The following is a 25,441-nucleotide window of genomic DNA, read 5'->3' as shown; positions in this document are numbered from 1 at the left end:
ATACGTGCCTCGATCTGTTCGGTTCTCTGAATCAAACGTGTATTTAGGAAGAAAGAAAATTCTGGTCTATGTTTTCATTCTCGAAATATGTATTTTTAGGAATTCTATAACTTTTTCTATACAAATAGTCGGAAAAACGCTAGAATACATGGTAGACCATTTTTGTAATAGGAGTGTAGAGCTGAATGTTACATCAATTTTCACGTAATGAATTAGCCTTCGGTAAAGAAGGACTTGAAATATTAAAAAATAGTACAGTCGGTATTTTAGGAATTGGCGGCGTAGGTTCTTTTGCAGCTGAAGCGTTAGCACGTTCTGGCGTAGGACGTCTCGTATTAGTTGATAAAGACGTTGTAGATATTACAAACGTAAACCGTCAAATTCACGCTTTAGTATCTACTGTAGGACGTTCAAAAGTAGAATTAATGAAAGAGCGTATCGCAGACATTAACCCAGAGTGTGAAGTAATTGGACTAGAAATGTTTTATACAGATAAAACATATGAAGAGTTCTTTAAGCACGGTTTGGACTTCGTAGTGGATGCATCTGATACGATTACGTTCAAAATTCATTTAATTAAACAGTGCTTACGTCGCAAAATTAAAATTATCTCAAGTATGGGTGCTGCAAATAAAATGGACCCAACTCGTTTCCGTATTGCAGATATCTCTAAAACACATACAGATCCAATTGCGAAAGTCATTCGTACGAAGCTTCGTAAAGAGGGTATTAAAAAAGGTGTAAAAGTTGTCTTTTCTGACGAAAACCCAATCGTAATTCGTGAAGAGGTACGTAAAGAAATTGTACCAGACGAAAATGCAAAAATTCGTAAAGCGAAATTACCGCCTTCATCAAATGCATTCGTACCATCAGTGGCAGGCCTAATTATGGCAAGTCACGTTGTACGTGAACGTATTAAAAACGTAGAAGTGAAGCGTGTAGGGCAAGAATAAAGTGAAAGCATATATCCATTTCGGATATATGCTTTTTTATATGTATTAAAGAAATATGGATATTTGCATCACTACTAGTTCAAATGTAAGTAAGGTTAGTAAGTAATAATCATATTTATCTGATTTATAGGCGGACGTCTTGTGTAGACTTTTAATGGTGAAAAGAGCTAAAGTCAGGATGAGAAGGCCAAGAGTTATTTTGAAGATTATGAATGAAATAGCAACCATCTCCCTTTAAAGATATATGTTTACAATAACATTTTAGTAAAAATTATCTAATAAACATTAGGAGTTTCCTTGTATGACAGGGAGGAGTGTTATTGTCAATCTTTGTCGAATCGTTGATATATTGCAAGTTGTGATAGAAATATTTGAAAAATCGTTAATATAATTTCATTTACCGACACGCGCATATATATGTACGCTTCACCAAAAACAAACAGGGATGTCACTCAGTTAAAAAAGTGACATCCCTGTTTTTAATTCTCTGCAGAATAAATAATATCTAAATTCCCGTTTTGATCAGTTTTGAAAATCGGGGCAATTTGCTCTTCTTGCTCTTCGACTGAAACAAGTTTTCGAGCACGATCCATAATTCGAACAAGCATCGCGTAATCTTCTTCGATTGCTTGTTGTTTTTTTGTGAGTACCGCTAATTTCGTTTCAAGTTCATGATTCGTTTTTTGCAGAGAAGTGAGCTGAGCTTGTAATACATCATTTTCAGTTTGCAACTTTGCAAGTGAAGGATTGTTATGTTCTAAATTTTGTAAAAATGAGATGACATTTTGCATTGTAAGATCTTGTTTACTTGGCGTAATATCTTCAGAAAACTCAGCATCGATTACGAGTTGTTTCGTTTTCGTGAACTGATTTTTTTCTATTTTAGCTTCAGAGCGCTTTAATTCTTTACGTTGTTTCTTCGCAAGCTGCACAGCATCTTCGTAATTCGGTCTTACTTCAGCATTCCATCTAAAGCCGCAAGCTGCTGAAGTCCGGTTCAACGTATCGCCGACTTCATCAAATGCTTTTATTTGTGTACTTCCACTGCGAATATGTCGTAAAACAGTTTCTGCTAAAAGGAGATCATCTTCTTTTGTCCATGCATCTTGACGTGTTTTCATAAGCGAAGCCTCCATAATGGTGACGTTTTCGTTTATGTTACCCTTTATTTTTCGTTTTATTCGAAGTTTGTAATCTTTCATAAACAGTAGAAAGTGCTTGCTCAAATTTCCCTGTCGTTTTCGGTTTATAATATTGCTTGCTTTTTATTTTATCAGGTAAGTATTGTTGCCTTACCCAGCCGTTTGGATGGTCGTGTGGATATAAATATCCAATGCCTCTTCCAAGTGATTCTGCGCCTTTGTAATGACTATCTTTTAAATGGCTTGGAATGTCACCTGTTTGACCGTTGCGTAAATCGTGTAATGCAGCATCCAGTGCTTTATAAGCTGAATTTGATTTTGGTGATAAGCATAGCTCGATAACGGCATTTGCAAGTGGGATGCGTGCTTCTGGGAATCCAACTCGTTCAGCTGATTCAATTGCAGCTAGTGTACGTGGTCCAGCTTGTGGGCTAGCAAGTCCAATATCTTCATAAGCCATAATAAGAAGGCGTCTGCCAATACTTTGTAAATCACCTGCTTCAATAAGGCGTGCTAAATAATGGAGCGCTGCATTTACATCACTTCCGCGCACTGATTTTTGAAATGCTGATAATACGTCATAATGAGCATCGCCGCCTTTGTCGTGAACGAAGCTCTTCTTTTGTAAGCATTCTTCCGCAATCTCGAGTGTGATTTCAGCCGCTTGATCGTCTGTAGTAAAGCTAGATAATACAGCAAGCTCAAGTGCGTTATAAGCGGAACGCATATCACCACCAGAGGCGTTTGCAAAGTGATGTAGTGCTTCATCTGTTACCGTTACAGCATATTCTCCAAGGCCTTTTTCTTTATCTTCTAAAGCTCTTTTTAACCCAATTAAAATATCATCTTCTGTTAGTGCGTGTAATTCGAAAATTTGACACCTGCTTCGAATAGCGGAGTTTATTGCATGGAATGGATTACTTGTCGTTGCACCAATTAAAGTAAGAAGTCCGCTTTCTAAGTGAGGTAATAGAAAGTCTTGCTTTGCTTTATCTAGACGGTGAACTTCATCTAAAATTAAAACGAGGTGTCGATGCATCTTCGCTTCTTGCACGACAACTTCCATATCTTTTTTATTGTGAGTAACAGCGTTCAATAGACGAAACGGGGTACCGGTACTTCCAGCAATTGCACTGGCAATGGATGTTTTTCCTGTACCTGGAGGACCGTATAAAATCATAGATTGAAAATGATTGGCTTGGACCATTCGCCATAAAATCTTTCCTTCACCAACTAAATGTTGTTGCCCAATAATTTCTTGAATATTTGTAGGGCGCATTCGATGTGCGAGTGGTTGTTTCATTTGGACCGTCTCCCTTAATATATAATCTCGTTCTATCGTATCATTTTTTTCTACGAAATTTGAAATAGGATGCTGTTTTATGGGAAAAATGAAGGATAATATTTTCATTTTTCTTTCAATTGTAATAATTTCCGAGTTTTTCAATGTGATTTTATGTTATCATTTTGATACACAAGTTGAAATTTCTTATAATACTATATTATGCTATAATTTCATAGGATTTTAAATTGTGTTCTTTTTATAAATAAGATATAACCAATAGAAGTGAAAATTTGAAACGAGGTGCAAAATAGATGAAGATTTCAACAAAAGGCCGCTATGGCTTAACAATTATGATTGATCTTGCAAAAAAGTTTGGTGAAGGTCCGATTTCATTAAAATCAATTGCGCAGGCGCATGACTTATCCGAGCATTACTTAGAGCAATTAATTTCACCGCTTCGTAACGCTCGTCTTGTAAAGAGTACGCGCGGGGCATATGGCGGATATGTATTATCTGATCAACCGGCTAACATTACAGCTGGTGATGTAATACGTGTATTAGAGGGACCGATTAGTGTTGTAGAAATGATAGAAGAAGAAGAGCCAGCACAGCGCCAGTTATGGATGCGTGTTCGTGATGCGGTGCAAGAAGTGTTAGATAGTACAACGTTAGAAGATTTAGTACGTTATGAGGAAGAAAATCACGGGGGCTATATGTTTTACATTTAATTCCTTGTGAAACGATTTGGAAAGAAGGAGATTTAATGGAACGCATTTACTTAGATCATGCTGCGACATCTCCGACTCACCCAGAAGTGGTCGAAAAGATGATTCCATATATGACAGAAATATTCGGGAACCCGTCTAGTATTCACTTTTATGGACGTCAAACTCGTCACACAGTAGATGAGGCGAGACGAGTGTGTGCACGCAGCATTCATGCGAATCCGAATGAAATTATATTTACGAGCGGTGGTACAGAAGCTGATAATTTAGCGCTTATAGGTGTAGCACGTGCGAATCGTCATAAAGGTAACCACATAATAACGACGCAAATTGAACATCATGCGATTTTGCATACGTGCGAATTGTTAGAGCGTGAAGGGTTTGAAGTGACATATTTACCTGTCGATGAAACAGGGCGCATTCAAGTTTCTGACATACAAAAGGCATTAACAGAAAAGACGATTCTTGTATCTGTTATGTTTGGGAATAATGAAGTAGGGACGATGCAACCGATTGTGGAAATAGGAAAGCTGTTAAAAGAGCATCAAGCGTATTTCCATACAGATGCGGTACAAGCTTACGGTTTAGTAGAAATTAATGTGAAAGAGTTTGGTATTGATTTATTATCAATTTCAGCTCATAAAATTAATGGGCCAAAAGGTATAGGTTTCTTATACGCTGGTGCAAATGTGAAATTTGAACCGTTATTAATAGGCGGAGAGCAAGAAAGAAAACGCCGTGCTGGTACGGAAAATGTTCCTAGTATTGCTGGGCTTCAGCATGCAATTCTTATAGCTGAAAAAACTCGTGAGCAAAAAAATGCCCAATATGAAGAGTTTAAAGATATAATGGTATCTGTCTTCAAAAATGAAGGCATTACTTTCGAGGTAAACGGAAACTTAGAACATCGCTTACCGCATGTACTTAATATAAGTTTTACAGGAATGAACATTGAACCGTTTCTTGTGAACTTAGACCTAGCTGGCATTTCAGTATCAAGTGGTTCTGCTTGTACAGCTGGTTCGATTGATCCATCACATGTATTAGTAGCGATGTTTGGGAAAGACTCCGATCAAATACGTTCATCCGTACGCTTTAGTTTTGGACTTGGAAATACGAAAGAGCAAATTGAAAAAGCGGCGTACGAAACAGTGAAAATCGTGAAGCGATTAACACAAAATTAGCATGGGAGGTGACATGATGAACAAACTACCTCACGAAACACGCGTTGTCATCGGAATGTCCGGTGGCGTCGATTCATCTGTAGCAGCACTTTTATTAAAAGAGCAAGGTTATGATGTAATCGGAATTTTTATGAAAAACTGGGATGATACAGATGAGAATGGTGTCTGCACAGCAACAGAAGATTACAATGATGTAATTGAAGTGTGTAACCAAATTGGTATTCCGTATTATGCAGTAAACTTTGAAAAACAATACTGGGATAAAGTATTTACGTACTTCTTAGATGAGTACCGAGCTGGTCGTACACCAAACCCAGATGTAATGTGTAATAAAGAAATTAAATTTAAAGCATTTTTAGAGCATGCAATTGCGCTTGGTGCGGATTATGTGGCAACAGGCCATTATGCACGCGTTGCTTATATGGACGGCGAATATAAAATGCTTCGCGGTGTTGATGATAATAAAGATCAAACATATTTCTTAAATCAATTAAGCCAAGAGCAATTATCAAAAACAATGTTCCCGTTAGGTGAATTAAAGAAACCGCAAATTCGTGAAATGGCGAAAGAAGCTGGTTTAGCGACAGCGGCGAAAAAAGATAGTACAGGTATTTGCTTCATTGGTGAGCGTAACTTTAAAGATTTCTTAAGTAACTACTTACCGGCACAACCAGGTGTAATGCAAACATTATCTGGTGAAGTGAAAGGGAAGCATGACGGTTTAATGTATTATACAATTGGACAACGTCATGGCCTTGGAATTGGTGGTAATGGTGATCCATGGTTTGCTGTTGGGAAAAACCTAAAAGAAAACATTTTATATGTTGATCAAGGATTCCATAACGAACTTCTATATGGTGATGAAGTTATTGCCACCAATGTAGGATGGGTAAGTAACAAAGAAAAAGAAACAGAATTTAAGTGCACGGCGAAATTCCGTTATCGTCAAGAAGACAATAAAGTAACGGTTCAAATCGTTGATGAAAATACAGTTCGTATTCTTTGTGATGAGCCAATTCGTGCAATTACACCAGGACAAGCAGTCGTTTTCTATGATGGAGATGAGTGCTTAGGCGGTGCTACAATTGATGAAGTATACCGTAGCGGTAAGAAATTGGATTATTTAGGATAAACGAGAAGCCTCTGCCGATTAGCGGTTAGAGGTTTCTTTTACATAAAGCGAATTTTCGTTCGCTTGGAAAATACATTCTTTGTTATAATTTGTTGTAGAGGTGAAGGACATGTCAAACAAACTTGAAACAGGTATTCAATATATGCAAGAAGGAAATTGGGAAGAAGCAGCTAAAAATTTTACAGAAGCAATCGAAGAAAATCCGAAAGATGCGCTGGGATACATTAATTTTGCAAATTTATTAGACGTATTAGGTGATAGTGAGCGAGCGATTTTATTTTATAAACGTGCACTAGAGTTAGATGATAAATCTGCAGCTGCCTATTATGGTTTAGGAAACGTATATTACGGCCAAGAGCAATTTAATGAGGCGAAAGCTGTATTTGAACAAGCAATGCAAGCTGGGTTACAATCAGCTGATGTAACATTTATGGTAGGTATCACACATGTGCAGCTTGGAAATGATCGTCTTGCACTACCATTCTTACAAAGAGCAACAGAATTAGATGAAAACGATGTAGAAGCTGTATTCCAGTGTGGACTTTGCTTCGCGCGACTAGAACACATTCAAGAGGCGAAACCTTATTTTGAAAAGGTATTAGAAATGGATGAAGAGCATGCAGATGCGTATTACAATTTAGGTGTTGCGTACGTATTTGAGGAAGATAATGAGAAGGCTCTCGCTTTATTTAAGAAAGCAACTGAAATTCAGCCAGATCACTTTTTAGCGGGGAATGGCATTCGTTTATTAGAGCAAGAAGCTGAATAAGATAAAAATATAGTTTAATGGGTAGTTATCCCTCATCTAAAAAGGTGGGGGATGTACTGCTCATTAAAGTGAAAATATCGGAAAGGAGAGGAAAGATGGGAAATCAACATGCAATGGATTTGTTTGAGGAAGAGAAAAAGTTTATAAAAGCGCAAGTTCTTCATACCATTTTCCACAACGAAGAAAACCTCTATTCCGTTGTCAGTATGAAAGTCATTGAAACGAATGAAACATATGACGAAAAGAAAGTAATGATAAACGGTCATTTTCCCCGCATGCATGAAGATGAAGTGTTTACATTAACAGGTCACTTTAAGGACCATCCAAAGTATGGAAAACAATATATGGTTGAAACATTTAAAAAAGAATTGCCGCAAACAAAAGCAGGTATGGTGCAATATTTAGCGAGTGATTTATTTAAAGGGATAGGAAAGCGTACAGCTGAAAAAATTGTGGACCATCTCGGAGAACATGCTATTTCGAAAATTATGGATGACCCTGAGGCATTAAATGGTGTTGTTAATAAACAAAAGGCTCAGGAAATATATGAGACAATTGTTGAACATCAAGGGCTAGAGAAAGTAATGAGCTTTTTAAATGGCTACGGTTTTGGAACGAAACTTTCTATTAAGATTTACCAGCAATATAAAGAGATGACATTAGAAGTGATTCGTAATAATCCGTATCAACTTATCGAAGAAGTGGATGGGATTGGTTTTGGAAGAGCAGATGATATAGGGCGTGCGTTAGGGATATCGGGTAATCATGACGACCGTGTACGCGCAGGATGTTTTTACACATTAGAGAATGTCTCATTACAACTTGGTCACGTTTATATGAGGAAAGATCAACTTGTAAGAGAAACGATGTCACTTTTAAACAATCAAGAAGGAAGAGTGACTGAGGAAGATATTATAGGTTGTATTGAAACGATGCAAAGCGAAGGGAAAGTCATCATAGAAGAAGAACGAGTGTATTTAGCAACGTTATTCTACTCTGAGAAAGGTGTTGTAAAGTCTATTCGCAGGCTTATGAATCAAGAAGAAACACCTTCATTTCCAGAAGCAGAAGTGTTAAAAACGTTAGGTGAAATTGAAGAACAACTGAACGTACAATATGCACCGTTTCAGCAAGAAGCAATTCAAATGGCACTTCATAAACCGATGATGTTATTGACAGGTGGACCAGGAACAGGGAAAACAACAGTTATTAAAGGGATTGTTGAAATGTATGCATCACTACACGGGTTATCGTTAAATCCGAATGAATACAGTGATGATAATCCATTTCCAATACTATTAACAGCTCCAACAGGAAGAGCAGCGAAGCGAATGAGTGAATCAACAGGACTTCCAGCTTGCACAATTCACCGTTTACTTGGTTGGACGCCAGAAGGATCGTTCCAGCGTAATGAAACGGATCCTGTCCAAGGTAAGCTCCTTATTATCGATGAATTTTCAATGGTTGATATTTGGCTTGCAAATCAGCTATTTAAGTCGTTGCCGACGAACATTCAAGTTATCGTTGTAGGTGATGAAGATCAGTTGCCATCTGTAGGACCTGGACAAGTATTAAAAGATTTATTAAATGCAGGCGCAGTTCCGACAGTGAAGCTTACTGAAATTTATCGTCAAGCGGAAGGCTCATCAGTGATTCAACTTGCCCATGCGATAAAAAATGGAACTCTACCACCAGATTTAGCACAAAATCAAAAAGATCGTTCATTTATCGGCTGTACAGGAGCTCAAATTGTTGAGGTTGTGAAAAAAGTTTGTGAAAATGCTAAAACAAAAGGCTTTAGCGCAAGAGATGTACAAGTATTAGCACCGATGTACCGCGGGCCTGCTGGTATTAATGTATTAAACGAAGCGCTGCAACAAGTATTTAATCCGAAGAGGGAAAAGAGTAAAGAAATTGCTTACGGTGATGTTGTGTACCGAAGAGGCGATAAAGTACTGCAACTCGTGAATCAGCCGGAGAGCCAAGTGTTTAATGGTGATATTGGGGAAATTGTTTCGGTGTTTTATGCGAAAGAAAACGTTGAGCAACAAGATATGATTATCGTTTCGTTTGATGGAATTGAGGTAACGTATACGAAGCCCGATTTAAATCAAATTACGCATGCATATTGTTGTTCCATTCATAAATCACAAGGTAGTGAATTTCCGATTGTTATTATGCCAATCGTGAGGAGTTACAACCGTATGTTACGTCGTAATTTAATTTACACGGGCATTACAAGAAGTAAGAAGTTCCTTATTATTTGCGGAGAGGAAGCAGCTTTCCAATCTGGTGTAAATCGCCTTGATGATGCAATGCGTCAAACAACCTTAGCTAGTCGCTTGCAAGAATCACAAGGAGAAGTACAGATGGTCACAGTTAATGGCGAGGAAATGGACGTGGAAAACATTTCACCGTATGATTTCATGTAACAAGGTGAAATTATATAGTGAAACTTTCAAACGCATAGCGTTGAAAGGCTCCAGCAATGTATAAATGAATGCAGTTTGGACATAATGGCGAATAGAATCTGGGAGACTGTAAGGAGATGAAAGCCATATGTTCATTTGTCCAAATTGCAAAGGGAAAGACATTGGAAAAATAGGTGTCAACCAATTTTATTGCTGGAATTGTTATATCGAATTATCGGTTTCAAAGGGGAAAATCCATACACATCAAGTTGAGGAAGACGGTTCATTAAGCTCTCTTGATGATTTATTTGATGAGAATGAAAGAACGATCGGATAACGAAAAGGGGGATTTACTTTGAATCTACGCAATTCATTAATCGCATTAGGTGTTGGAGCTGCAGCATATCAATATGCTCGTAAACAAGATGTATTTTCAAAACGCAATATGAAAAAAGCACGTAAGATGATTAAGTCTTACTTATAATCATTTCGATAAAGTGAAAAACTCCCTTATAGACAAGGGAGTTTTTTTATGCACTCATATGTAAATAAAAAAGTCCGATTTCTGAGAAAAGATAAGATAGACCGTAGCAGCCAACGCCAAGTATTCCATACTGCCATAATTGCTTCGCTTTTTCTTTACGTGAGGAATGAATAAAGAACCCCTTCCAAATACCGAACCCGATACAAATCCATTCAAGAATCATAAAAAGTGCTGATAATCCAAGCATAAACAAAACCATAATTAGCCCTCCTGATTATATTAATTCATGCTGTATTCTCAGGGTGGTTGTCCTTGTTATGTTATTTATATGTACGTCTTTAAAAAACAGTATGGTCCGTATGAAAAGATTTTAAAAGTTTCGCACATAACCTACCCCATTTATTTTCAAAATAAAGGTGGAGGAGGTTTTTCATGTGAAGAATCTTAAAATCATTTGGATATATCGTTTAGGATTATTGTTACTTGTTTTTCTTTGTCTGCTCGTCTTTTTAAAAATTAAGCCGCTATGGGCACCGATTATTTTTGTATTTAAAGTAGCAATCACGCCGTTTCTTATCGCGTGTTTTATTGCGTATTTATTGCACCCTTTAATTGAAAAAATTCATAAGGAAGGGATGCCCCGTACACTTGCTATTTTGCTCATTTATATCCTTTTCTTTGGCGGAATTGGTTATGGGATTTATAAAGGAACACCAGTCGTTATTAAACAGTTACAAGAGATTAATGAACAATTTCCCCAGTTTACAAAGATGTACGATTCGTGGATGGATGGCGTTACAGAACAAACAGCGAATTTCCCTTCGTTCATTCATGAAAAGGTGAAACAACTTTTTGTAGGTGTGGAAACGAAGATTCAAGCGCTTTTAAATAAAGTGATGAGTACAGCTCGTGGTGTACTCGATTCATTGCTCATTATTTTCTTAATACCGTTCATTGTATTTTACATATTAAAAGATTATGGTGAGTTTTATCATATCTTTTGGAAACTAGTCCCAAGTAAATGGCGAGGTACGGGGCAAATGCTTGCGAAAGAAATTGATAAGTCACTTGGAAGTTATATTCGAGGACAGTTATTTGTTTGTTTAGTATTAGGGGGAGTATCAGCTCTTTCTTTTTGGTTTATCGGTATGAAATATCCATTATTGCTTGGCATTATTATTGGGGTAACGGATATAATCCCATACTTCGGTCCTATTTTAGGAGCGATCCCGACGTTAATGATTGCAGCAACAGTATCAACGAGTTTACTTATTAAGGCGGGGATCACGATTGCGATTTTGCAATTTGTGGAGAGTAACATTTTATCGCCTTACATCGTTGGTAAGTCACTTCGTATGCATCCCGTTATTATTATGCTTGCCTTACTAGTTGGGGGAGAGGTAGCTGGGATTGTAGGATTGCTAATATCGGTTCCGATTTTAGCAGTTATTCGCACTGTCATTGTTCATGTGAGACCGCTCTTGAAAAAAGAAGATGTGTAAGTATAGAAGCCCTCTATGTAAGAAATAGAGGGCTAATCATATATTTATTTAGAAAGTTGCTCGTGTATTTTTTGAATGAGGGAGCTCACATCATTTGTTTGAATATGTTTTATTTTTTTCCATTCGTTATCATACATAAATATAATTTGATTGTTGAAAAGACGCTTTTGTTCTTTTAGATTAGAAATTTTTGCGAAAGAGTACTCTTCAAATATTGGATTCTTACTTACATCTGGCCCATAAAAGAATAGTCTTTTGTTCGTTAAAATTAGCAATCCTGGCCTTGCGACGGAAGGATAAATAAATATGTCTAATGAACATGCTGCGTAAAATAATATCGTTTCGTCAGTCGCTAATATGTTTTTAGCTTTGTTAAGTAAGGTTGTCATTGTGATCGCTCCTTTATTTTATTAACAATAATTTAATTGTAGCAAAAAAAGTAATATTTAGAAATTTTTATAAATCATTCTTATAAGGAGATTCCGATTTGTTAATAAACGCATAATATATGAAAAGGCTGTTAAGAATGAATAGTAGAATACCTATGATTAATAAGCAATTAATACAATATAAATGATTATCTACATTGACAAACTTAAGAGAATTCTATTATATTTAGTCATATAATACATTAAATCAATGACGGAACAAGTACGTTACAGTCCATTTATAGAGAGAAGCTTCCATATGGCTGAAAGAAGCTTTAAATGAAGGGTAACAGAAAGCTAATCCTGAGAGCAGCTAATCACTGCCGTCTTGCCACGTTACGGCACCATGAGGTGATGAATTGATTGTTATTGTAATCAATTCATAATTAGGGTGGTATCGCGAGTTAACTCTCGTCCCTTTTATAGGGACGGGAGTTTTTTATATTTAAGGAGGAAAATACAATGAAACAACTAACAGGCGCACAAATTCGTCAAATGTTTTTAGACTTTTTCCAAGAAAAAGGACATGCAGTAGAACCTAGTGCATCACTAGTTCCACATGAAGATCCATCTCTTCTATGGATTAATAGTGGTGTAGCTACATTAAAAAAATATTTTGATGGACGTGTAATCCCACAAAATCCACGTATTACAAATGCTCAAAAATCAATTCGTACAAACGATATTGAAAACGTAGGGAAAACAGCTCGTCACCATACATTCTTTGAAATGTTAGGAAACTTCTCAATTGGTGATTACTTCAAAGAAGAAGCAATTACATGGGCTTGGGAATTCTTAACGAGCGACAAATGGATCGGATTCGATAAAGAATTACTATCAGTTACAATCCATCCAGAAGATGAAGAAGCATTCACAATTTGGAATGAGAAAATGGGCGTTCCAAAAGAGCGTATTATCCGCTTAGAAGAAAACTTCTGGGATATCGGTGAAGGGCCAAGTGGACCGAATACAGAGATTTTCTATGACCGCGGAGAAGCTTACGGTAATGACTTTAGTGACCCAGAATTATATCCAGGCGGAGAAAACGAGCGTTACTTAGAAGTATGGAACCTTGTATTCTCTCAATTTAACCATAATCCAGACGGTTCATATACACCACTTCCTAAGAAAAACATTGATACAGGGATGGGTCTAGAGCGTATGACATCTATCGTTCAAGATGTACCTACGAACTTTGATACAGACCTATTCATGCCGATGATTGGTGCAACAGAAACAATTTCTGGTGAAAAATATCGTAATGGCGATTTAGAAAAAGATATGGCATTCAAAGTAATTGCTGACCATATCCGTACAGTAACATTCGCTGTTGGTGACGGTGCTCTTCCATCTAACGAAGGCCGTGGTTATGTATTACGTCGTTTATTACGCCGTGCGGTTCGTTATTCGAAGAAATTAAACATCAACCGTCCATTCATGTTTGAATTAGTAACGGTTGTTGGAGAAGTAATGAAAGACTTCTATCCAGAAGTACTTGAAAAGAAAGATTTCATCGCAAAAGTTGTGAAAAATGAAGAAGAGCGTTTCCACGAAACACTTCATGATGGTGAAGCAATTTTAGCTGAAGTTATCGCAAAAGCTAAAGAAGAAAAAACAACTGTTATTTCTGGAGTAGATGCGTTCCGTCTATATGACACATACGGTTTCCCAATTGAATTAACAGAAGAATATGCAGAAGAAGCTGGTATGACTGTTGATCATGAAGGCTTTGAAAATGAAATGGAAAAACAACGTGAGCGCGCACGTGCTGCTCGTCAAGATGTTGATTCTATGCAAGTTCAAGGCGGTGTCCTTGGAGAAGTGAAAGTAGCGAGTGAATTCGTTGGTTACGGTACAGTTGCAACAGAAAGTAACGTTGTTGCACTTGTGAAAAATGGCGAATACACAGACAGCTTACAAACAGGTGAAGAAGGACAATTAATGCTTGATGTAACACCATTCTATGCTGAGAGCGGTGGACAAATTGCAGACCGTGGTTACCTTCTTGCTGATGGCGTGAAAGTTCTTGTAAAAGATGTACAAAAAGCACCAAACGGACAAAACTTGCACAAAGTTGTTGTTGAAGAAGGTACATTAACGAAAGATGCAGCTGTGAAAGCTATTATCGATACGAAAAACCGTAGTAGCGTTGTGAAGAACCATACAGCAACTCACTTACTACACCAAGCATTAAAAGACGTACTTGGAACACACGTTAACCAAGCAGGTTCTCTTGTAACTTCTGAACGTCTACGCTTTGACTTCTCTCACTTCGGTCAAGTACAAGCTGACGAATTAGAAAAAATTGAGCGTATGGTAAACGAAAAAATTTGGGAAAGTATTGATGTTGAGATTTCTCAAAAAGCAATCGAAGAAGCGAAAGAAATGGGCGCAATGGCATTATTCGGTGAAAAATACGGAGATGTTGTACGCGTTGTACAAGTTGGCGATTACAGCTTAGAGCTTTGTGGTGGTTGTCACGTTGATAATACAGCTTCTATCGGTATTTTCAAAATCGTTGCTGAGTCTGGTATTGGTGCAGGAACTCGTCGTATTGAAGCAGTAACTGGTAAGTCTGCATACGAATTAATGAACGATCAAGTAGGTTTATTAAAAGAAGCAGCAGGAAAAATGAAAACAAATCCGAAAGATATTTTAACAAGAGTTGATGGTCTATTTGCTGAAGTGAAACAACTGCAAAAAGAAAATGAATCTCTTGCTGCGAAATTAAGCAATATCGAAGCTGGAAACTTAACTGATTCTGTAATGACAGTTGATGGCGTAAACGTATTAGCGGCAAAAGTAAATGTTGCAGATATGAACAACTTACGTACGATGATGGATGACCTAAAAAATAAATTACAATCTGCAGTTGTCGTATTAGCGTCTGTAAATGATGACAAAGTAAACATCTTAGCTGGCGTAACGAAAGATTTAATTAGCCAAGGATACCATGCTGGTAAACTTGTGAAAGAAGTAGCTTCTCGTTGTGGCGGTGGCGGTGGTGGTCGTCCTGATATGGCACAAGCGGGCGGTAAAAACCCAGCGCAAGTTGAGGAAGCTTTAGCATTTGTACAAGAGTACGTTAAATCTGTTTCAAAATAAAGAGATAGTAGTGTACAATGGTAGGGAGAGGAGAAGTTCTTCTCCCTATACTTACTATATAAGTGAGGTGCTTGAAATGGACGGTTTTGATAAAACAATGAAGTTTAGCATTCAAGATGAAAAACAGAGTGTCCATGTAAATGATGTACTTTTAACTGTGTATGATGCACTTCAAGAAAAAGGCTATAATCCGATTAACCAAATCGTCGGTTATTTATTAAGTGGAGACCCAGCATACATACCTCGCCATAAAGATGCACGTAGCATCATTCGCAAGCTTGAACGTGATGAGTTAATTGAAGAGCTTGTGAAGTCTTACTTGAAACATCATCGTGAGGAGTAGTTTATGCGGATATTAGGTTTAGATGTAGGTACAAAAACAGTCGGAGTTGCAATTAGCGACGAAATGGGCTGGACAGCACAAGGATTAGAAACAATTAAGATTAACGAAGAACGAGGTCACTTTGGTTTTGATCGTATTTCTGAGTTAGTAAAGCAGTACAATGTGGACAAAATAGTAGTAGGTTTACCTAAAAATATGAATGGTACAATTGGCCCACGTGGCGAAGCGTGCCAACAATTTGCAGAAAACCTACGAGAGCTGTTACAATTAGACGTTGTAATGTGGGACGAGCGTTTGTCAACAATGGCAGCGGAACGTCTACTCATTTCAGCTGATGTAAGTCGTAAGAAGCGAAAACAAGTAATCGATAAGATGGCTGCAGTCGTAATCTTACAAGGATTTTTAGATAGAAAATAAGAGGTGACCAAAATGGAAGAACGTCAAATTACAATTGTAGACGAAAAAGGTAACGAACATTTATGTGAAATTATTTTCACTTTTGATGCTGACAAATTTGGTAAAAAATCATACGTAATCTTCTCTCCAATCGGTGAAGTAGATGAAGATGGAGACCCAATTTATGATGCAATGGCCTATGAGCAAAATGAAGAAGAGGGCGGAGTTTTACTTCCAATCGAATCAGAAGAAGAGTGGGAAATGGTACAAGAAACGTTTAACACTATTGCTGATGAGCAAGAAGCTGAATAATAAGTACTGAAAAGATGGACGACATACAGTCCATCTTTTTTTGTATTTATATGTAAAATGAAAGATTTTTTGTCGAAACTGTGTAAGTCTTTGTAGTATAATGAGACGGATTGTAGAAAAATAAAGTGTCAATTAAAAAAGATAAGTGAATTTGTTGCGTTTTTACATCGTGCTGTATAGAAAGGTGTACATACGGTTTACAATTAAGTAAGGAGGAAATGTTTTGATAGAGAATCAAGTGAAAAAGAAGCGTAGACGCATCTTTTTATTTTCGATTATTGCACTGCTTTTAGTTTGTGGTTCAGTCTATGCGTATATTTCATCCGCATTAGGACCAGTTGATAGCGGGAATAAAAAAGAGATTGAAGTAGAAATTCCGAAAGGATCATCTACAAGTAAAATTGGAGAAATTTTAGAAGAAAAAGGCGCTGTAAAAAACGGTACAGTTTTTAGTTTTTATACAAAGGCTAAATCGAAAAGTTTACAAGCAGGTACATATTTATTAAATCCTTCAATGAATGCTGAAGATGTGATCGAACAAATGTCATCTGGCAACGTGCATCGTCCAGCTCTTTATAAAGTGACGATTAAAGAAGGGGCGCAAGTAACTGAAATTGCAGAAACGATTGCGACAGAACTAAAGTGGAATAAAGATGATGTTACGCGTCAATTAAACGATAAAGCATTTATTCAAAAAATGCAGCAAAAGTATCCGAAGTTATTAACGGATAAAATCTTTGATAGTAATATTAAATACCCATTAGAAGGTTATTTATATCCTGCAACGTATTCGTTTTATAAGAAAGATACAACGTTAGAAGAAATTGTAATTCCAATGCTTGAGAAAACAAATGCAATCATTGTTCAAAATGAGGCGAAAATGAAAGCGAAGAATTGGGATGTTCATCAGCTTTTAACATTATCTTCACTTATTGAAGAAGAGGCAACTGGTTTTACAGATCGTCAAAAGATCTCTAGTGTCTTTTATAATCGTTTAGCAAAAGGTATGCCGCTTCAAACGGATCCAACGGTATTATATGCACTTGGAAAGCATAAACAACGTGTATTATACGAAGATTTAAAGGTCAACTCACCGTACAATACGTATGTTGTAAAAGGATTGCCGGTAGGGCCAATCGCAAACTCTGGTAAACATTCAGTAGAAGCTGCGTTAGAACCTGCGCAAACAGATTATTATTATTTCTTAGCCGCACCAAGTGGTGAAGTGTACTATGCGAAAACATTAGAAGAGCATAATGCATTAAAGCAAAAATACATTACGAAAAAATAGTGAAATGGGGAGGGATAGCGAAAAAAGTCGCACATCCCTCTTTTTTGTGGTAAAATATATCGGGTTAAAAACTGGCAGAAGAATCGTTTTTAATATCAAAACGGGACGTACAAGCTAAGGATAAAGCTGGCTTGTATTTTTATTGCATTCTATGTGTGAAAAGACGTCATAGAGGCACTTCTCCATGTAAATAAGGAGGACCATTTATGGAGGATGCAGTTAACGAGTACCTATTATCATTTATTGATCCGAAAGATAAATTAATTCTTGAAATGGAAGAATATGCAACAGAAAATCATGTGCCGATTATGGATCGACTTGGAATGGAATTTATGCTGCAATTTTTACGTTTAATTGGACCGAAAAGCATTTTAGAACTTGGAACAGCAATCGGTTATTCTAGTATTCGTATGATGCAAGCTATTCCAAATTCACGTATTGTGACAGTTGAGCGCAATCGTGAGCGATATGAAAAAGCACTTGAATATATAGAACGTTCCCCAGTAACAGATCGTATTTCAGTTATTTACGGTGATGCGTTAGAGACAGGTGAACAAGTAAAAGAACACGGGACATTTGACGTTATTTTTATTGATGCAGCAAAAGGACAGTATCGTCGCTTTTTTGACTTATATGAACCGTTATTAAATCCTGGTGGCGTAATTATTTCAGATAATGTTATGTATCACGGTCTTGTAACGACAAAAGAGAAAATTGAAAACAGACGTACACGAGGTTTAATCCGTCGTATTAAGACGTACAATGAGTGGCTTATGAACCATGAAGGATACGATACAACGATTTTCCCAATTGGTGATGGAGTAGCTGTTAGTAAAAAGAGAGGGTGACCAAGGTATGAAGAAACCTGAATTGTTAGTAACGCCAAGAGCGGTGGCGGATATCGAACAACTTGCGAAAGCAGGAGCAGATGCGGTAATGATCGGTGAGCAAAAGTTTGGTTTACGTTTAGCAGGGGAGTTTTCACGTGAAGATGTAAAACAAACTGTGAAGATTGCACATGAAAATGGTGTGAAAGTATACGTAGCCATGAACGCTATGTTCCACAACGATAAAGTAGAAGAATTAACAGATTACGTTTCATTTTTAAACGAAGTAAATGTAGATGCAATTGTTTTCGGAGATCCAGCGGTATTAATGGCTGTTCGCGAAGTAGCGCCAAATATGCAGTTGCACTGGAATACAGAAACGACAGCAACAAACTGGTTCACTTGTAATTACTGGGGACAAAGAGGAGCGAAGCGTGCTGTATTAGCTCGTGAGCTGAGCTTAGATGAAATTGTTGATTTAAAAGAAAATGCTGAAGTGGAACTGGAAGTACAAATTCACGGTATGACTTGTATGTTCCAATCGAAGCGTTCATTAGTAGGAAACTACTTTGAGTATCAAGGACGTAATCTAGACATTGAAAAGAAAAAATATGAAGAGAATATGTTCTTATATGACCCAGAGCGTAACAATAAATATCCAATTTATGAAGATGAAAATGGTACTCACATTATGAGTCCGAACGATATTTGTTTCATCGATGAATTAGAGGAACTAATCGAAGCTGAAGTTGATAGCTTAAAAATCGACGGAGTACTAAAAACCTCTGAATACATTATTGAAGTAACGAAAAAATATCGTAAAGCAATTGATTTATGCGTAGAAGATCGTGATGCATATTATGACGTGAAAGATGATCTATATAAAGAAATAGAAGAAATGCAACCAGTAAATCGTCCGTTAGATACAGGATTCTTCTTTAAAGAAACGGTTTACTAAACGAGGAGGGTGTAGGAAATGACTGTACAAGAAATTTCACGAGTAATCGATGGCAAACGTGTTATTGTGAAGAAACCTGAACTGTTAATCCCTGCGGGTAACTTAGAAAAATTAAAAGTAGCTATCCATTACGGGGCAGATGCTGTATATTTAGGTGGACAAGAATTTGGTCTTCGTTCGAATGCAGGTAACTTTACGCTAGAAGAAATGGCAGAAGGCGTTGAGTTTGCAAAGAAGTATGGAGCAAAAATATACGTAACAACAAATATCTTTGCACATAATGAAAATATGGACGGGCTAGAGGAATATTTAAAAGGGATTGAAAAAGCTGGCGTAACGGGAATTATCGTTGCTGATCCGCTTATCATTGAGACTTGTAAACGCGTAGCGCCTTCTGTTGAGGTGCATTTAAGCACACAGCAATCACTATCCAACTGGAAAGCAGCACAGTATTGGAAAGAAGAAGGTTTACATCGTCTTGTATTAGCTCGTGAAGCAAGCTATGAAGAAATGAAAGAAATTAAAGAAAAAGTGGATATTGAAATTGAAGCATTCGTACATGGTGCAATGTGTATCGCATATTCAGGAAGATGTACATTAAGTAACCATATGACAGCGCGTGATTCTAATCGTGGTGGTTGTTGCCAATCTTGCCGCTGGGATTATGATTTAGTTCAAACAGTATCACAACATAAAGATGCAAAAGAGCTTCCTCTATTCCAAGAAGGAGATGCTCACTTTGCGATGAGTCCAAAAGATTTAAATTTAATTTTATCAATTCCGAAAATGATTGAAATCGGAATCGATAGCTTAAAGGTAGAAGGACGTATGAAATCAATCCATTACGTAGCGACTGTAGCAACTGTATATCGTAAAGTAATTGATGCTTATTGTGCTGATCCAGATAACTTTGAGTTTAAACAAGAATGGTTAGATGAGCTTGATAAATGTGCAAATCGTGATACAGCTCCTGCATTCTTTGAAGGGGTTCCAGGACATCAAGAGCAAATGTTTGGAAATCATAGTAAGAAAACAACGTATGATTTTGCTGGTTTAGTGTTAGATTATAATGAAGAAACGGGCATCGTAACGATTGAGCAACGTAATCATTTCAAACCAGGACATGAAGTGGAGTTCTTTGGACCAGAAATAGAAAACTTTACGCAAACGGTGGAGAAAATTTGGGATGAGGATGGAAACGAATTAGATGCAGCGAGACATCCGTTGCAAATCGTGAAATTCAAAGTGGATCAACGAGTGTATGTGAATAATATGATGCGCAAAAGCATACTTCAATAAGAAAGAGTGATAGTCGAATGGGGACGAATAAGCCTGTTGTAATTGGAATTGCTGGTGGTTCGGGATCAGGTAAAACGAGTGTAACGAAAGCGATTTTTGACCATTTTAAAGGTCATTCTATTTTAATCTTAGAGCAAGATTATTATTACAAAGATCAAAGCCATTTACCAATGGAAGAGCGTTTAAAAACAAATTATGATCATCCGCTTGCGTTTGATAATGATCTGTTAATTGAACATTTGCAGCAGTTGCTTGCATATGAGCAAATTGATAAGCCTGTATATGACTATACATTGCATACGCGTTCAGAAGAAATTATTCCGGTTGAGCCGAAAGATGTAATTATTTTAGAAGGAATTCTTATTTTAGAAGACCCACGTCTTTGCGAGTTAATGGACATTAAATTATTCGTTGATACGGATGCTGACCTTCGTATTCTGCGCCGCATGCAACGTGATATTAAAGAGCGCGGTCGTACGATGGATTCTGTTATCGATCAGTACGTAAATGTTGTACGTCCAATGCACAATCAATTTATTGAGCCTTCTAAGAAATTTGCGGATATTATTATCCCTGAAGGTGGACAAAACCACGTTGCAATTGATATTATGGTGACAAAAATTGCAACAATTCTTGAACAAAAAGTAAATTTGTAATAGCATAGTAAAAGATATACGGTAGGAAGGGATTTTTTCCCTTCTTATCGAATACAATGAAACATGCAACCTCATCTATATATAGGTGAGGGCATATTTATATCAACTTTCCATACATATCTTCTTTATATAAAGAAGAATTGGAAATACGGGGTTGTATGTGACAACTCCGCTAGTGCAAGGGTACTAGAAACCTCCGCTAACAATGGAAGCGGAGGAGTTTTCATATGGAACTCCTCTTTTTTTCAGGGGATTGGTATATAAAAGGAGTGGAAAATATGTCAACAGAAAAAACATACCCTATGACGCAAGAGGGTAAGCAAAAACTAGAGAACGAACTTGAGCAATTAAAAACAGTAAGACGTAAAGAAGTAGTAGAACGTATTAAAATCGCACGTAGCTTCGGGGATCTTTCTGAGAACTCTGAGTACGATGCAGCGAAAGATGAGCAAGCGTTCGTAGAAGGACGTATTACACAATTAGAAAATATGATTCGTAACGCAGTTATCATTAAAGATACTGGCGAAGTATCTACTGTTGTTACATTAGGTAAAACAGTAACATTTAAAGAATTACCAAACGGAGATGAAGAAGCGTATACAATCGTAGGTAGCGCGGAAGCTGATCCATTTGAAGGAAGAATTTCTAACGATTCTCCAATCGCAAAAAGCTTATTAGGTAAGCAAATTGGTGAGAAAGTAACAATCCAAACACCAGGCGGAGAAATGCAAGTAGAGATTGTCTCTGTAAAATAAAAAAAAGATTCTCCTATCGGGAGAATCTTTTTTTTCTGTAGAATGAAAAAAATTGTGTAAACCTTAGAGTGATTCGACAAAAAATGTCAAAAAAACACTTTAAGATTTGATATCATAATTGGAGAATATAGGTTTTAAAAGGGAAAAGGGGCTAATTATGAAACATAAAATCTTTACAGGATTGGTGTGTAGTATATCCATATTAGGACTTGCTGCATGCGGAACGAATGAAGAAACTACATCATCAAAGGGAGAAAAAGTAAAGCAAGAAGAAAAAAAGGATATTAAAGCAACTGAGAGTTCAAAAACCTTAGAAAATCCACAAGATAAAAAGGAATTTAATGATTTTGATGTAGCGTATCAATTAGCTATTGTCATGAAAATATTTCAAGATGTAACGATTAAGTATGATTACGCAATTGGGAATCCAGATTATTTATTGCGAGATTCGATGGATCAAAAAACAATAGATGATATGAAGAATATGTTACAAGAACAGGCGAAGAATAATGATAAAATTTTAAAAGATGAAGTGAATCAAGCATATACATATTTAAAACAATCGAAAGTAAGTAATAAAGATGATATTCAAAAAATAATAGATGCACAAAATAATTATTTACATATTGTAGATAAGATGATTACTTGTATTGATTCTGTAACAGTTGAGAATGCAAAAGAAAAAAGAAATGAAATGGATAATCTTAGTAAGGATTATTTAAAAATAACGGCTAATGTAACAACCACTGTAATTGAAGTTGCTAAAAACACTGGAGTGAATGAAACTGAATTTAGATCGCTTCTTATGAAATTTTTAGAGAAGCCAAAGAAACAATAATAGCCTTATATAATATCTGTTTTTGTTTTGGAGATTGTATAAATAAAATAGTACCTCGTCTAAACTACAATAGACGAGGTGTTTTTTATGAAAATAAAACGGAGAATTACAATTGTTTTAATTTGTTTTATGTGCGTTATGTTTGTATTGCTTTGTCGTTTAATCCAAATTCAAATTATAGATACAGAATCATTTACTGATCGCAAAATAAATTTAATTGAAAAAAGTGTTACGCAACGCACACAATCCATTACAGTAGACGATGGACGTGGGCAGTTTATAGATCGTAATGGTAAAAAAATAGGTGAGGAAAAATATCCTGTTTTAATTATTTTTCCATTTTTACAAATAAAAAATGACATGTTAGAGAAAATCGCGCATATCATTGGTGTGTCGAGACAAGAGATTAGAAGACAAATGAAAAATAATAAAAATGCATTTACACTACAAGGAGAAACTGCTCCATTTCGAGTGACACGAGAGCAGATGGAGAAGGTAAATGAATTACATGTATTAGGTATTGTAGCAGCTGAAGTGCGATTAAAACAAACTGGAGAGATAAATCATTTAATTGGTGATGTAGGGGAGAACGAAAGGGAGTTTCAAAAGCGATATGGAGAATTGAAAAGAATCTCAAAACAAACGCCGATAGGTATTTCAGGATTACAGCAATCATTTGATGAATTTCTATTGACTGATGGAGAGGCAAAAGTATTATATCAAGTAGATCGGCAAGGAGAACCAATTTTCGGAAAGCAAGCGAAATACACTTCACCAGGAAATCCATTTTATCCAGTTAGGATTCAAACTACTTTACATAAAGAGTTGCAGCAAAAAGCAGAAGAAGTGATTGAAGCGAACGAAATAAAGAAGGGGGGACTAGTATTACTAGATGTAAAGACAAATGAAATATTAGCGATGGCTAGTAAGCCGTCTTTACAAGTAAGGGATGAGAATTTATATAAAACTACACTTGAAAATCAAATGTTAACGCCACATTTTCCAGGCTCTGTTTTTAAAACAGTAGTTGCAGCTGCAGTCATTGATCAAAAAGTAAATTTGTTTAATCGGACATTTAACTGTAATAAAGATTTATATGGTGAAAACGACCCGCAAGTTAGGATGGGTACACTTAACTTTAAAGAGAGCTTTGCTAGGAGTTGTAACAGGACATTTTCCGAGTTAGGTAACGAGCTATTACAAAAGGATAAGACGGTGCTAGAAACATACGTAGCAGCTTTAGGAGCAAATGAAAAGGTTGGATGGAAAGGTTCTGTATTTCATACACCTCATTTTGAGCAAATGCCAGAAGAAAAGGGTACTACTATTTGGGGGAATGAAGAAAATAAAAATAGTAAAAAAGCGGTAGAACAAACAGCAATTGGACAGAAAGATGTACGTATATCACCTCTAGCAATTGCAAATATGATGGCGACGATTGCGAGGAATGGAGAAAAGATGGAAGTGAAAGCAGTTGAAAAAATAGTATATAAAAATGGAGCGGATTTTTTTACATTTGAGAGCCATACGTTAAATGGAAAACAGCTTTCGTATGAAACAGTGAAAACATTACAAGAGTTATTAAGAGGCGTTGTAACAAGGGAGAAAGGAACAGGAACGGCATTCCGTTCGTTGCCACTAAGTGTCGCTGGAAAATCCGGGACAGCGCAAACAGGGAAAGGGACGAGGGTGAATCGCTGGTTTGCAGGTTATTTTCCGTATGAGAATCCAAGATATGCTTTAGTTGTTGTTGATCTAGAGACTGATAGCAAAGTGAATAAAGTTACACCTATTTTTAAAGATATGGTGGGAGCAATCTATCAATTGGAGAATGAAAAGTAATCTTGCAATTTATAGTGAAATGTCTTCATTTCATGAAAATATCATTGTAAATGTTCAACCTTTCTAGATTTAATGTTACAATAGCAATTAGGAAAAACTGCATGGAGGTTTGGAGAATGGCAGGAGGATCAAGATTCCAACAGAAACAACAAAAACGTCGTCAAAACGGTGTTTTAAATATTGCAATCGCTATTGTATTACTATTAGTAGCTATTGTAGCATATCAATTGTTCGTTCCTAGTACGAAAGAGCAAGCATCTTCTACTGATAAGAAAGTCTCTCAACAAACAACAAAGAATGAGAAAGCTGGAAAATCAGAAGATAAAGAATCTGCTAAGAAAAAAGAAAAAGAACAAGAGCAAGCAGAAGCTAAGCAAAAAGCTGAAGAAGAGAAGTTAAAGGCTGAAGAAGAACAGAAAAAAGCTGAAGAAGAAGCGAAAGCTAACGAGAAAGTATCAGCTGAAAAAACTGTATCCAAGGCAAAAGAGGCTTACACAAAACCTTCTTGGAAAGCTGTAGGAACAGAACAAGGTTCATCACCGGCGATGACGTTTAAACAGGGGTCATCAGATTGGAATGAGATGCAAAGTGCAATTGCTGCGGGTATTGAAGTACCGAAAGAGCAATTAGTATTCCATTTTGTTGGAAGAGACAAAACTGGAAAGAGCAAAGCTTATGGTGATGTTCAAGATAAGCAAAGTGGGAAAAGATATTATGTAAATATTGATTGGGTAGACAATGAGGGCTGGAAACCAGTACTTGTTCAAACTCTAAACTAAAAAAGAGAGGCTCCTTAGGAGCTTC

Annotated in this window: 26 protein-coding genes and 1 other annotated feature; of the genes, 22 read left to right on the top strand and 4 right to left on the bottom strand. The window is 36.7% G+C overall.

All coding sequences use genetic code 11. From position 1 onward, the window contains the following. The first annotated feature begins 185 nt into the window (after window positions 1–185). Window positions 186–953, top strand: a complete 768-nt coding sequence (locus F3I02_RS24585) for a tRNA threonylcarbamoyladenosine dehydratase (RefSeq protein ID WP_196478520.1) — start codon at window positions 186–188, stop codon at window positions 951–953. 479 nt (window positions 954–1,432) lie between these two features. Here the strand turns inward: F3I02_RS24585 and F3I02_RS24580 are convergent, their stop codons facing one another. Both F3I02_RS24580 and F3I02_RS24575 read right to left on the bottom strand, forming a co-directional pair. Then, window positions 1,433–2,074 (bottom strand): RsfA family transcriptional regulator, encoded by a 642-nt coding sequence (locus F3I02_RS24580; protein WP_196478519.1) that lies wholly within the window; start codon window positions 2,072–2,074, stop codon window positions 1,433–1,435. A gap of 37 nt (window positions 2,075–2,111) precedes the next feature. Continuing rightward, a complete protein-coding gene (locus tag F3I02_RS24575; RefSeq protein ID WP_000812921.1) occupies window positions 2,112–3,398 on the bottom strand; it encodes a replication-associated recombination protein A in 1,287 nt (428 codons plus the stop codon). A 293-nt stretch (window positions 3,399–3,691) separates the two neighbouring features. Here F3I02_RS24575 and cymR point away from each other — a divergent pair, with 293 nt between their 5' ends. From cymR to F3I02_RS24540, 7 genes are all read left to right on the top strand, one after another. Continuing rightward, complete coding sequence (gene cymR / locus F3I02_RS24570; protein ID WP_000704116.1) at window positions 3,692–4,108, top strand: cysteine metabolism transcriptional regulator CymR; 417 nt, start codon at window positions 3,692–3,694, stop codon at window positions 4,106–4,108. Window positions 4,109–4,143: 35 nt separating this feature from the next. Continuing rightward, the gene (locus F3I02_RS24565; RefSeq protein ID WP_000439895.1) at window positions 4,144–5,289 is read left to right on the top strand and encodes a cysteine desulfurase family protein; all 1,146 of its coding nucleotides are present in this window, start codon (window positions 4,144–4,146) and stop codon (window positions 5,287–5,289) included. 16 nt (window positions 5,290–5,305) lie between these two features. Further along, window positions 5,306–6,421, top strand: a complete 1,116-nt coding sequence (gene mnmA / locus F3I02_RS24560) for a tRNA 2-thiouridine(34) synthase MnmA (protein ID WP_001038010.1) — start codon at window positions 5,306–5,308, stop codon at window positions 6,419–6,421. Window positions 6,422–6,530: 109 nt separating this feature from the next. Continuing rightward, complete coding sequence (locus F3I02_RS24555; protein WP_000066404.1) at window positions 6,531–7,190, top strand: tetratricopeptide repeat protein; 660 nt, start codon at window positions 6,531–6,533, stop codon at window positions 7,188–7,190. Between the two features lie 95 nt (window positions 7,191–7,285). Further along, the gene (gene recD2 / locus F3I02_RS24550) at window positions 7,286–9,622 is read left to right on the top strand and encodes an SF1B family DNA helicase RecD2 (RefSeq protein ID WP_196478518.1); all 2,337 of its coding nucleotides are present in this window, start codon (window positions 7,286–7,288) and stop codon (window positions 9,620–9,622) included. A gap of 127 nt (window positions 9,623–9,749) precedes the next feature. Then, window positions 9,750–9,938 carry a hypothetical protein gene (locus F3I02_RS24545; protein WP_000469281.1) on the top strand — a complete coding sequence of 63 codons (189 nt, stop codon included), beginning with the start codon at window positions 9,750–9,752 and terminating at the stop codon, window positions 9,936–9,938. 18 nt (window positions 9,939–9,956) lie between these two features. After that, a complete protein-coding gene (locus F3I02_RS24540; protein ID WP_001053553.1) occupies window positions 9,957–10,085 on the top strand; it encodes a YrzQ family protein in 129 nt (42 codons plus the stop codon). 46 nt (window positions 10,086–10,131) lie between these two features. Here F3I02_RS24540 and F3I02_RS24535 read toward each other — a convergent pair whose 3' ends face one another. Then, complete coding sequence (locus F3I02_RS24535; protein ID WP_000242536.1) at window positions 10,132–10,344, bottom strand: hypothetical protein; 213 nt, start codon at window positions 10,342–10,344, stop codon at window positions 10,132–10,134. Window positions 10,345–10,519: 175 nt separating this feature from the next. Between F3I02_RS24535 and F3I02_RS24530 the strand changes: the two genes are divergently transcribed. Then, a complete protein-coding gene (locus tag F3I02_RS24530) occupies window positions 10,520–11,587 on the top strand; it encodes an AI-2E family transporter (RefSeq protein ID WP_000793128.1) in 1,068 nt (355 codons plus the stop codon). Window positions 11,588–11,631: 44 nt separating this feature from the next. Here F3I02_RS24530 and F3I02_RS24525 read toward each other — a convergent pair whose 3' ends face one another. Further along, window positions 11,632–11,976, bottom strand: coding sequence for a PH domain-containing protein (locus F3I02_RS24525; RefSeq protein ID WP_196478517.1), 345 nt, complete (start codon window positions 11,974–11,976; stop codon window positions 11,632–11,634). A 241-nt stretch (window positions 11,977–12,217) separates the two neighbouring features. Further along, window positions 12,218–12,437: a binding site (T-box leader), on the top strand. A 40-nt stretch (window positions 12,438–12,477) separates the two neighbouring features. Between F3I02_RS24525 and alaS the strand changes: the two genes are divergently transcribed. From alaS to F3I02_RS24460, 13 genes are all read left to right on the top strand, one after another. Further along, window positions 12,478–15,120: an alanine--tRNA ligase gene (gene alaS, locus F3I02_RS24520; RefSeq protein ID WP_131251098.1), complete on the top strand. Its 2,643-nt coding sequence runs from the start codon at window positions 12,478–12,480 to the stop codon at window positions 15,118–15,120. Between the two features lie 76 nt (window positions 15,121–15,196). Next, window positions 15,197–15,463, top strand: coding sequence for an IreB family regulatory phosphoprotein (locus F3I02_RS24515; protein ID WP_000348590.1), 267 nt, complete (start codon window positions 15,197–15,199; stop codon window positions 15,461–15,463). A 3-nt stretch (window positions 15,464–15,466) separates the two neighbouring features. Further along, window positions 15,467–15,880 carry a Holliday junction resolvase RuvX gene (gene ruvX, locus F3I02_RS24510; protein WP_001221192.1) on the top strand — a complete coding sequence of 138 codons (414 nt, stop codon included), beginning with the start codon at window positions 15,467–15,469 and terminating at the stop codon, window positions 15,878–15,880. A gap of 12 nt (window positions 15,881–15,892) precedes the next feature. Further along, complete coding sequence (locus F3I02_RS24505; RefSeq protein WP_000392730.1) at window positions 15,893–16,171, top strand: DUF1292 domain-containing protein; 279 nt, start codon at window positions 15,893–15,895, stop codon at window positions 16,169–16,171. 223 nt (window positions 16,172–16,394) lie between these two features. Then, the gene (gene mltG / locus F3I02_RS24500) at window positions 16,395–17,462 is read left to right on the top strand and encodes an endolytic transglycosylase MltG (RefSeq protein WP_000572137.1); all 1,068 of its coding nucleotides are present in this window, start codon (window positions 16,395–16,397) and stop codon (window positions 17,460–17,462) included. A gap of 206 nt (window positions 17,463–17,668) precedes the next feature. Then, window positions 17,669–18,310: an O-methyltransferase gene (locus F3I02_RS24495; RefSeq protein WP_000389102.1), complete on the top strand. Its 642-nt coding sequence runs from the start codon at window positions 17,669–17,671 to the stop codon at window positions 18,308–18,310. 7 nt (window positions 18,311–18,317) lie between these two features. Next, on the top strand, window positions 18,318–19,247 hold the full coding sequence (locus tag F3I02_RS24490) for a peptidase U32 family protein (protein WP_000742808.1): 930 nt from the start codon (window positions 18,318–18,320) through the stop codon (window positions 19,245–19,247). Window positions 19,248–19,265: 18 nt separating this feature from the next. Then, window positions 19,266–20,546 (top strand): peptidase U32 family protein, encoded by a 1,281-nt coding sequence (locus F3I02_RS24485; protein ID WP_000217974.1) that lies wholly within the window; start codon window positions 19,266–19,268, stop codon window positions 20,544–20,546. A gap of 17 nt (window positions 20,547–20,563) precedes the next feature. Then, window positions 20,564–21,202 carry a uridine kinase gene (gene udk / locus F3I02_RS24480; RefSeq protein ID WP_000537078.1) on the top strand — a complete coding sequence of 213 codons (639 nt, stop codon included), beginning with the start codon at window positions 20,564–20,566 and terminating at the stop codon, window positions 21,200–21,202. Window positions 21,203–21,480: 278 nt separating this feature from the next. Further along, window positions 21,481–21,957: a transcription elongation factor GreA gene (gene greA, locus F3I02_RS24475; protein WP_000102591.1), complete on the top strand. Its 477-nt coding sequence runs from the start codon at window positions 21,481–21,483 to the stop codon at window positions 21,955–21,957. 157 nt (window positions 21,958–22,114) lie between these two features. Beyond that, window positions 22,115–22,795, top strand: a complete 681-nt coding sequence (locus F3I02_RS24470) for a hypothetical protein (protein WP_196478516.1) — start codon at window positions 22,115–22,117, stop codon at window positions 22,793–22,795. A gap of 87 nt (window positions 22,796–22,882) precedes the next feature. Continuing rightward, window positions 22,883–24,637 carry a peptidoglycan D,D-transpeptidase FtsI family protein gene (locus tag F3I02_RS24465; protein ID WP_000695140.1) on the top strand — a complete coding sequence of 585 codons (1,755 nt, stop codon included), beginning with the start codon at window positions 22,883–22,885 and terminating at the stop codon, window positions 24,635–24,637. A 116-nt stretch (window positions 24,638–24,753) separates the two neighbouring features. After that, window positions 24,754–25,416, top strand: coding sequence for a YrrS family protein (locus F3I02_RS24460; RefSeq protein ID WP_000897101.1), 663 nt, complete (start codon window positions 24,754–24,756; stop codon window positions 25,414–25,416). The last annotated feature ends 25 nt before the right edge of the window (window positions 25,417–25,441 follow it).

Source organism: Bacillus sp. SRB3LM (assembly GCF_015712745.1).
GTDB classification, from domain to species: Bacteria; Bacillota; Bacilli; order Bacillales; family Bacillaceae_G; genus Bacillus_A; species Bacillus_A thuringiensis_K.
Note: the sequence above shows the minus strand (reverse complement) of the source record. Positions and strands in the feature narration are given on the sequence as shown.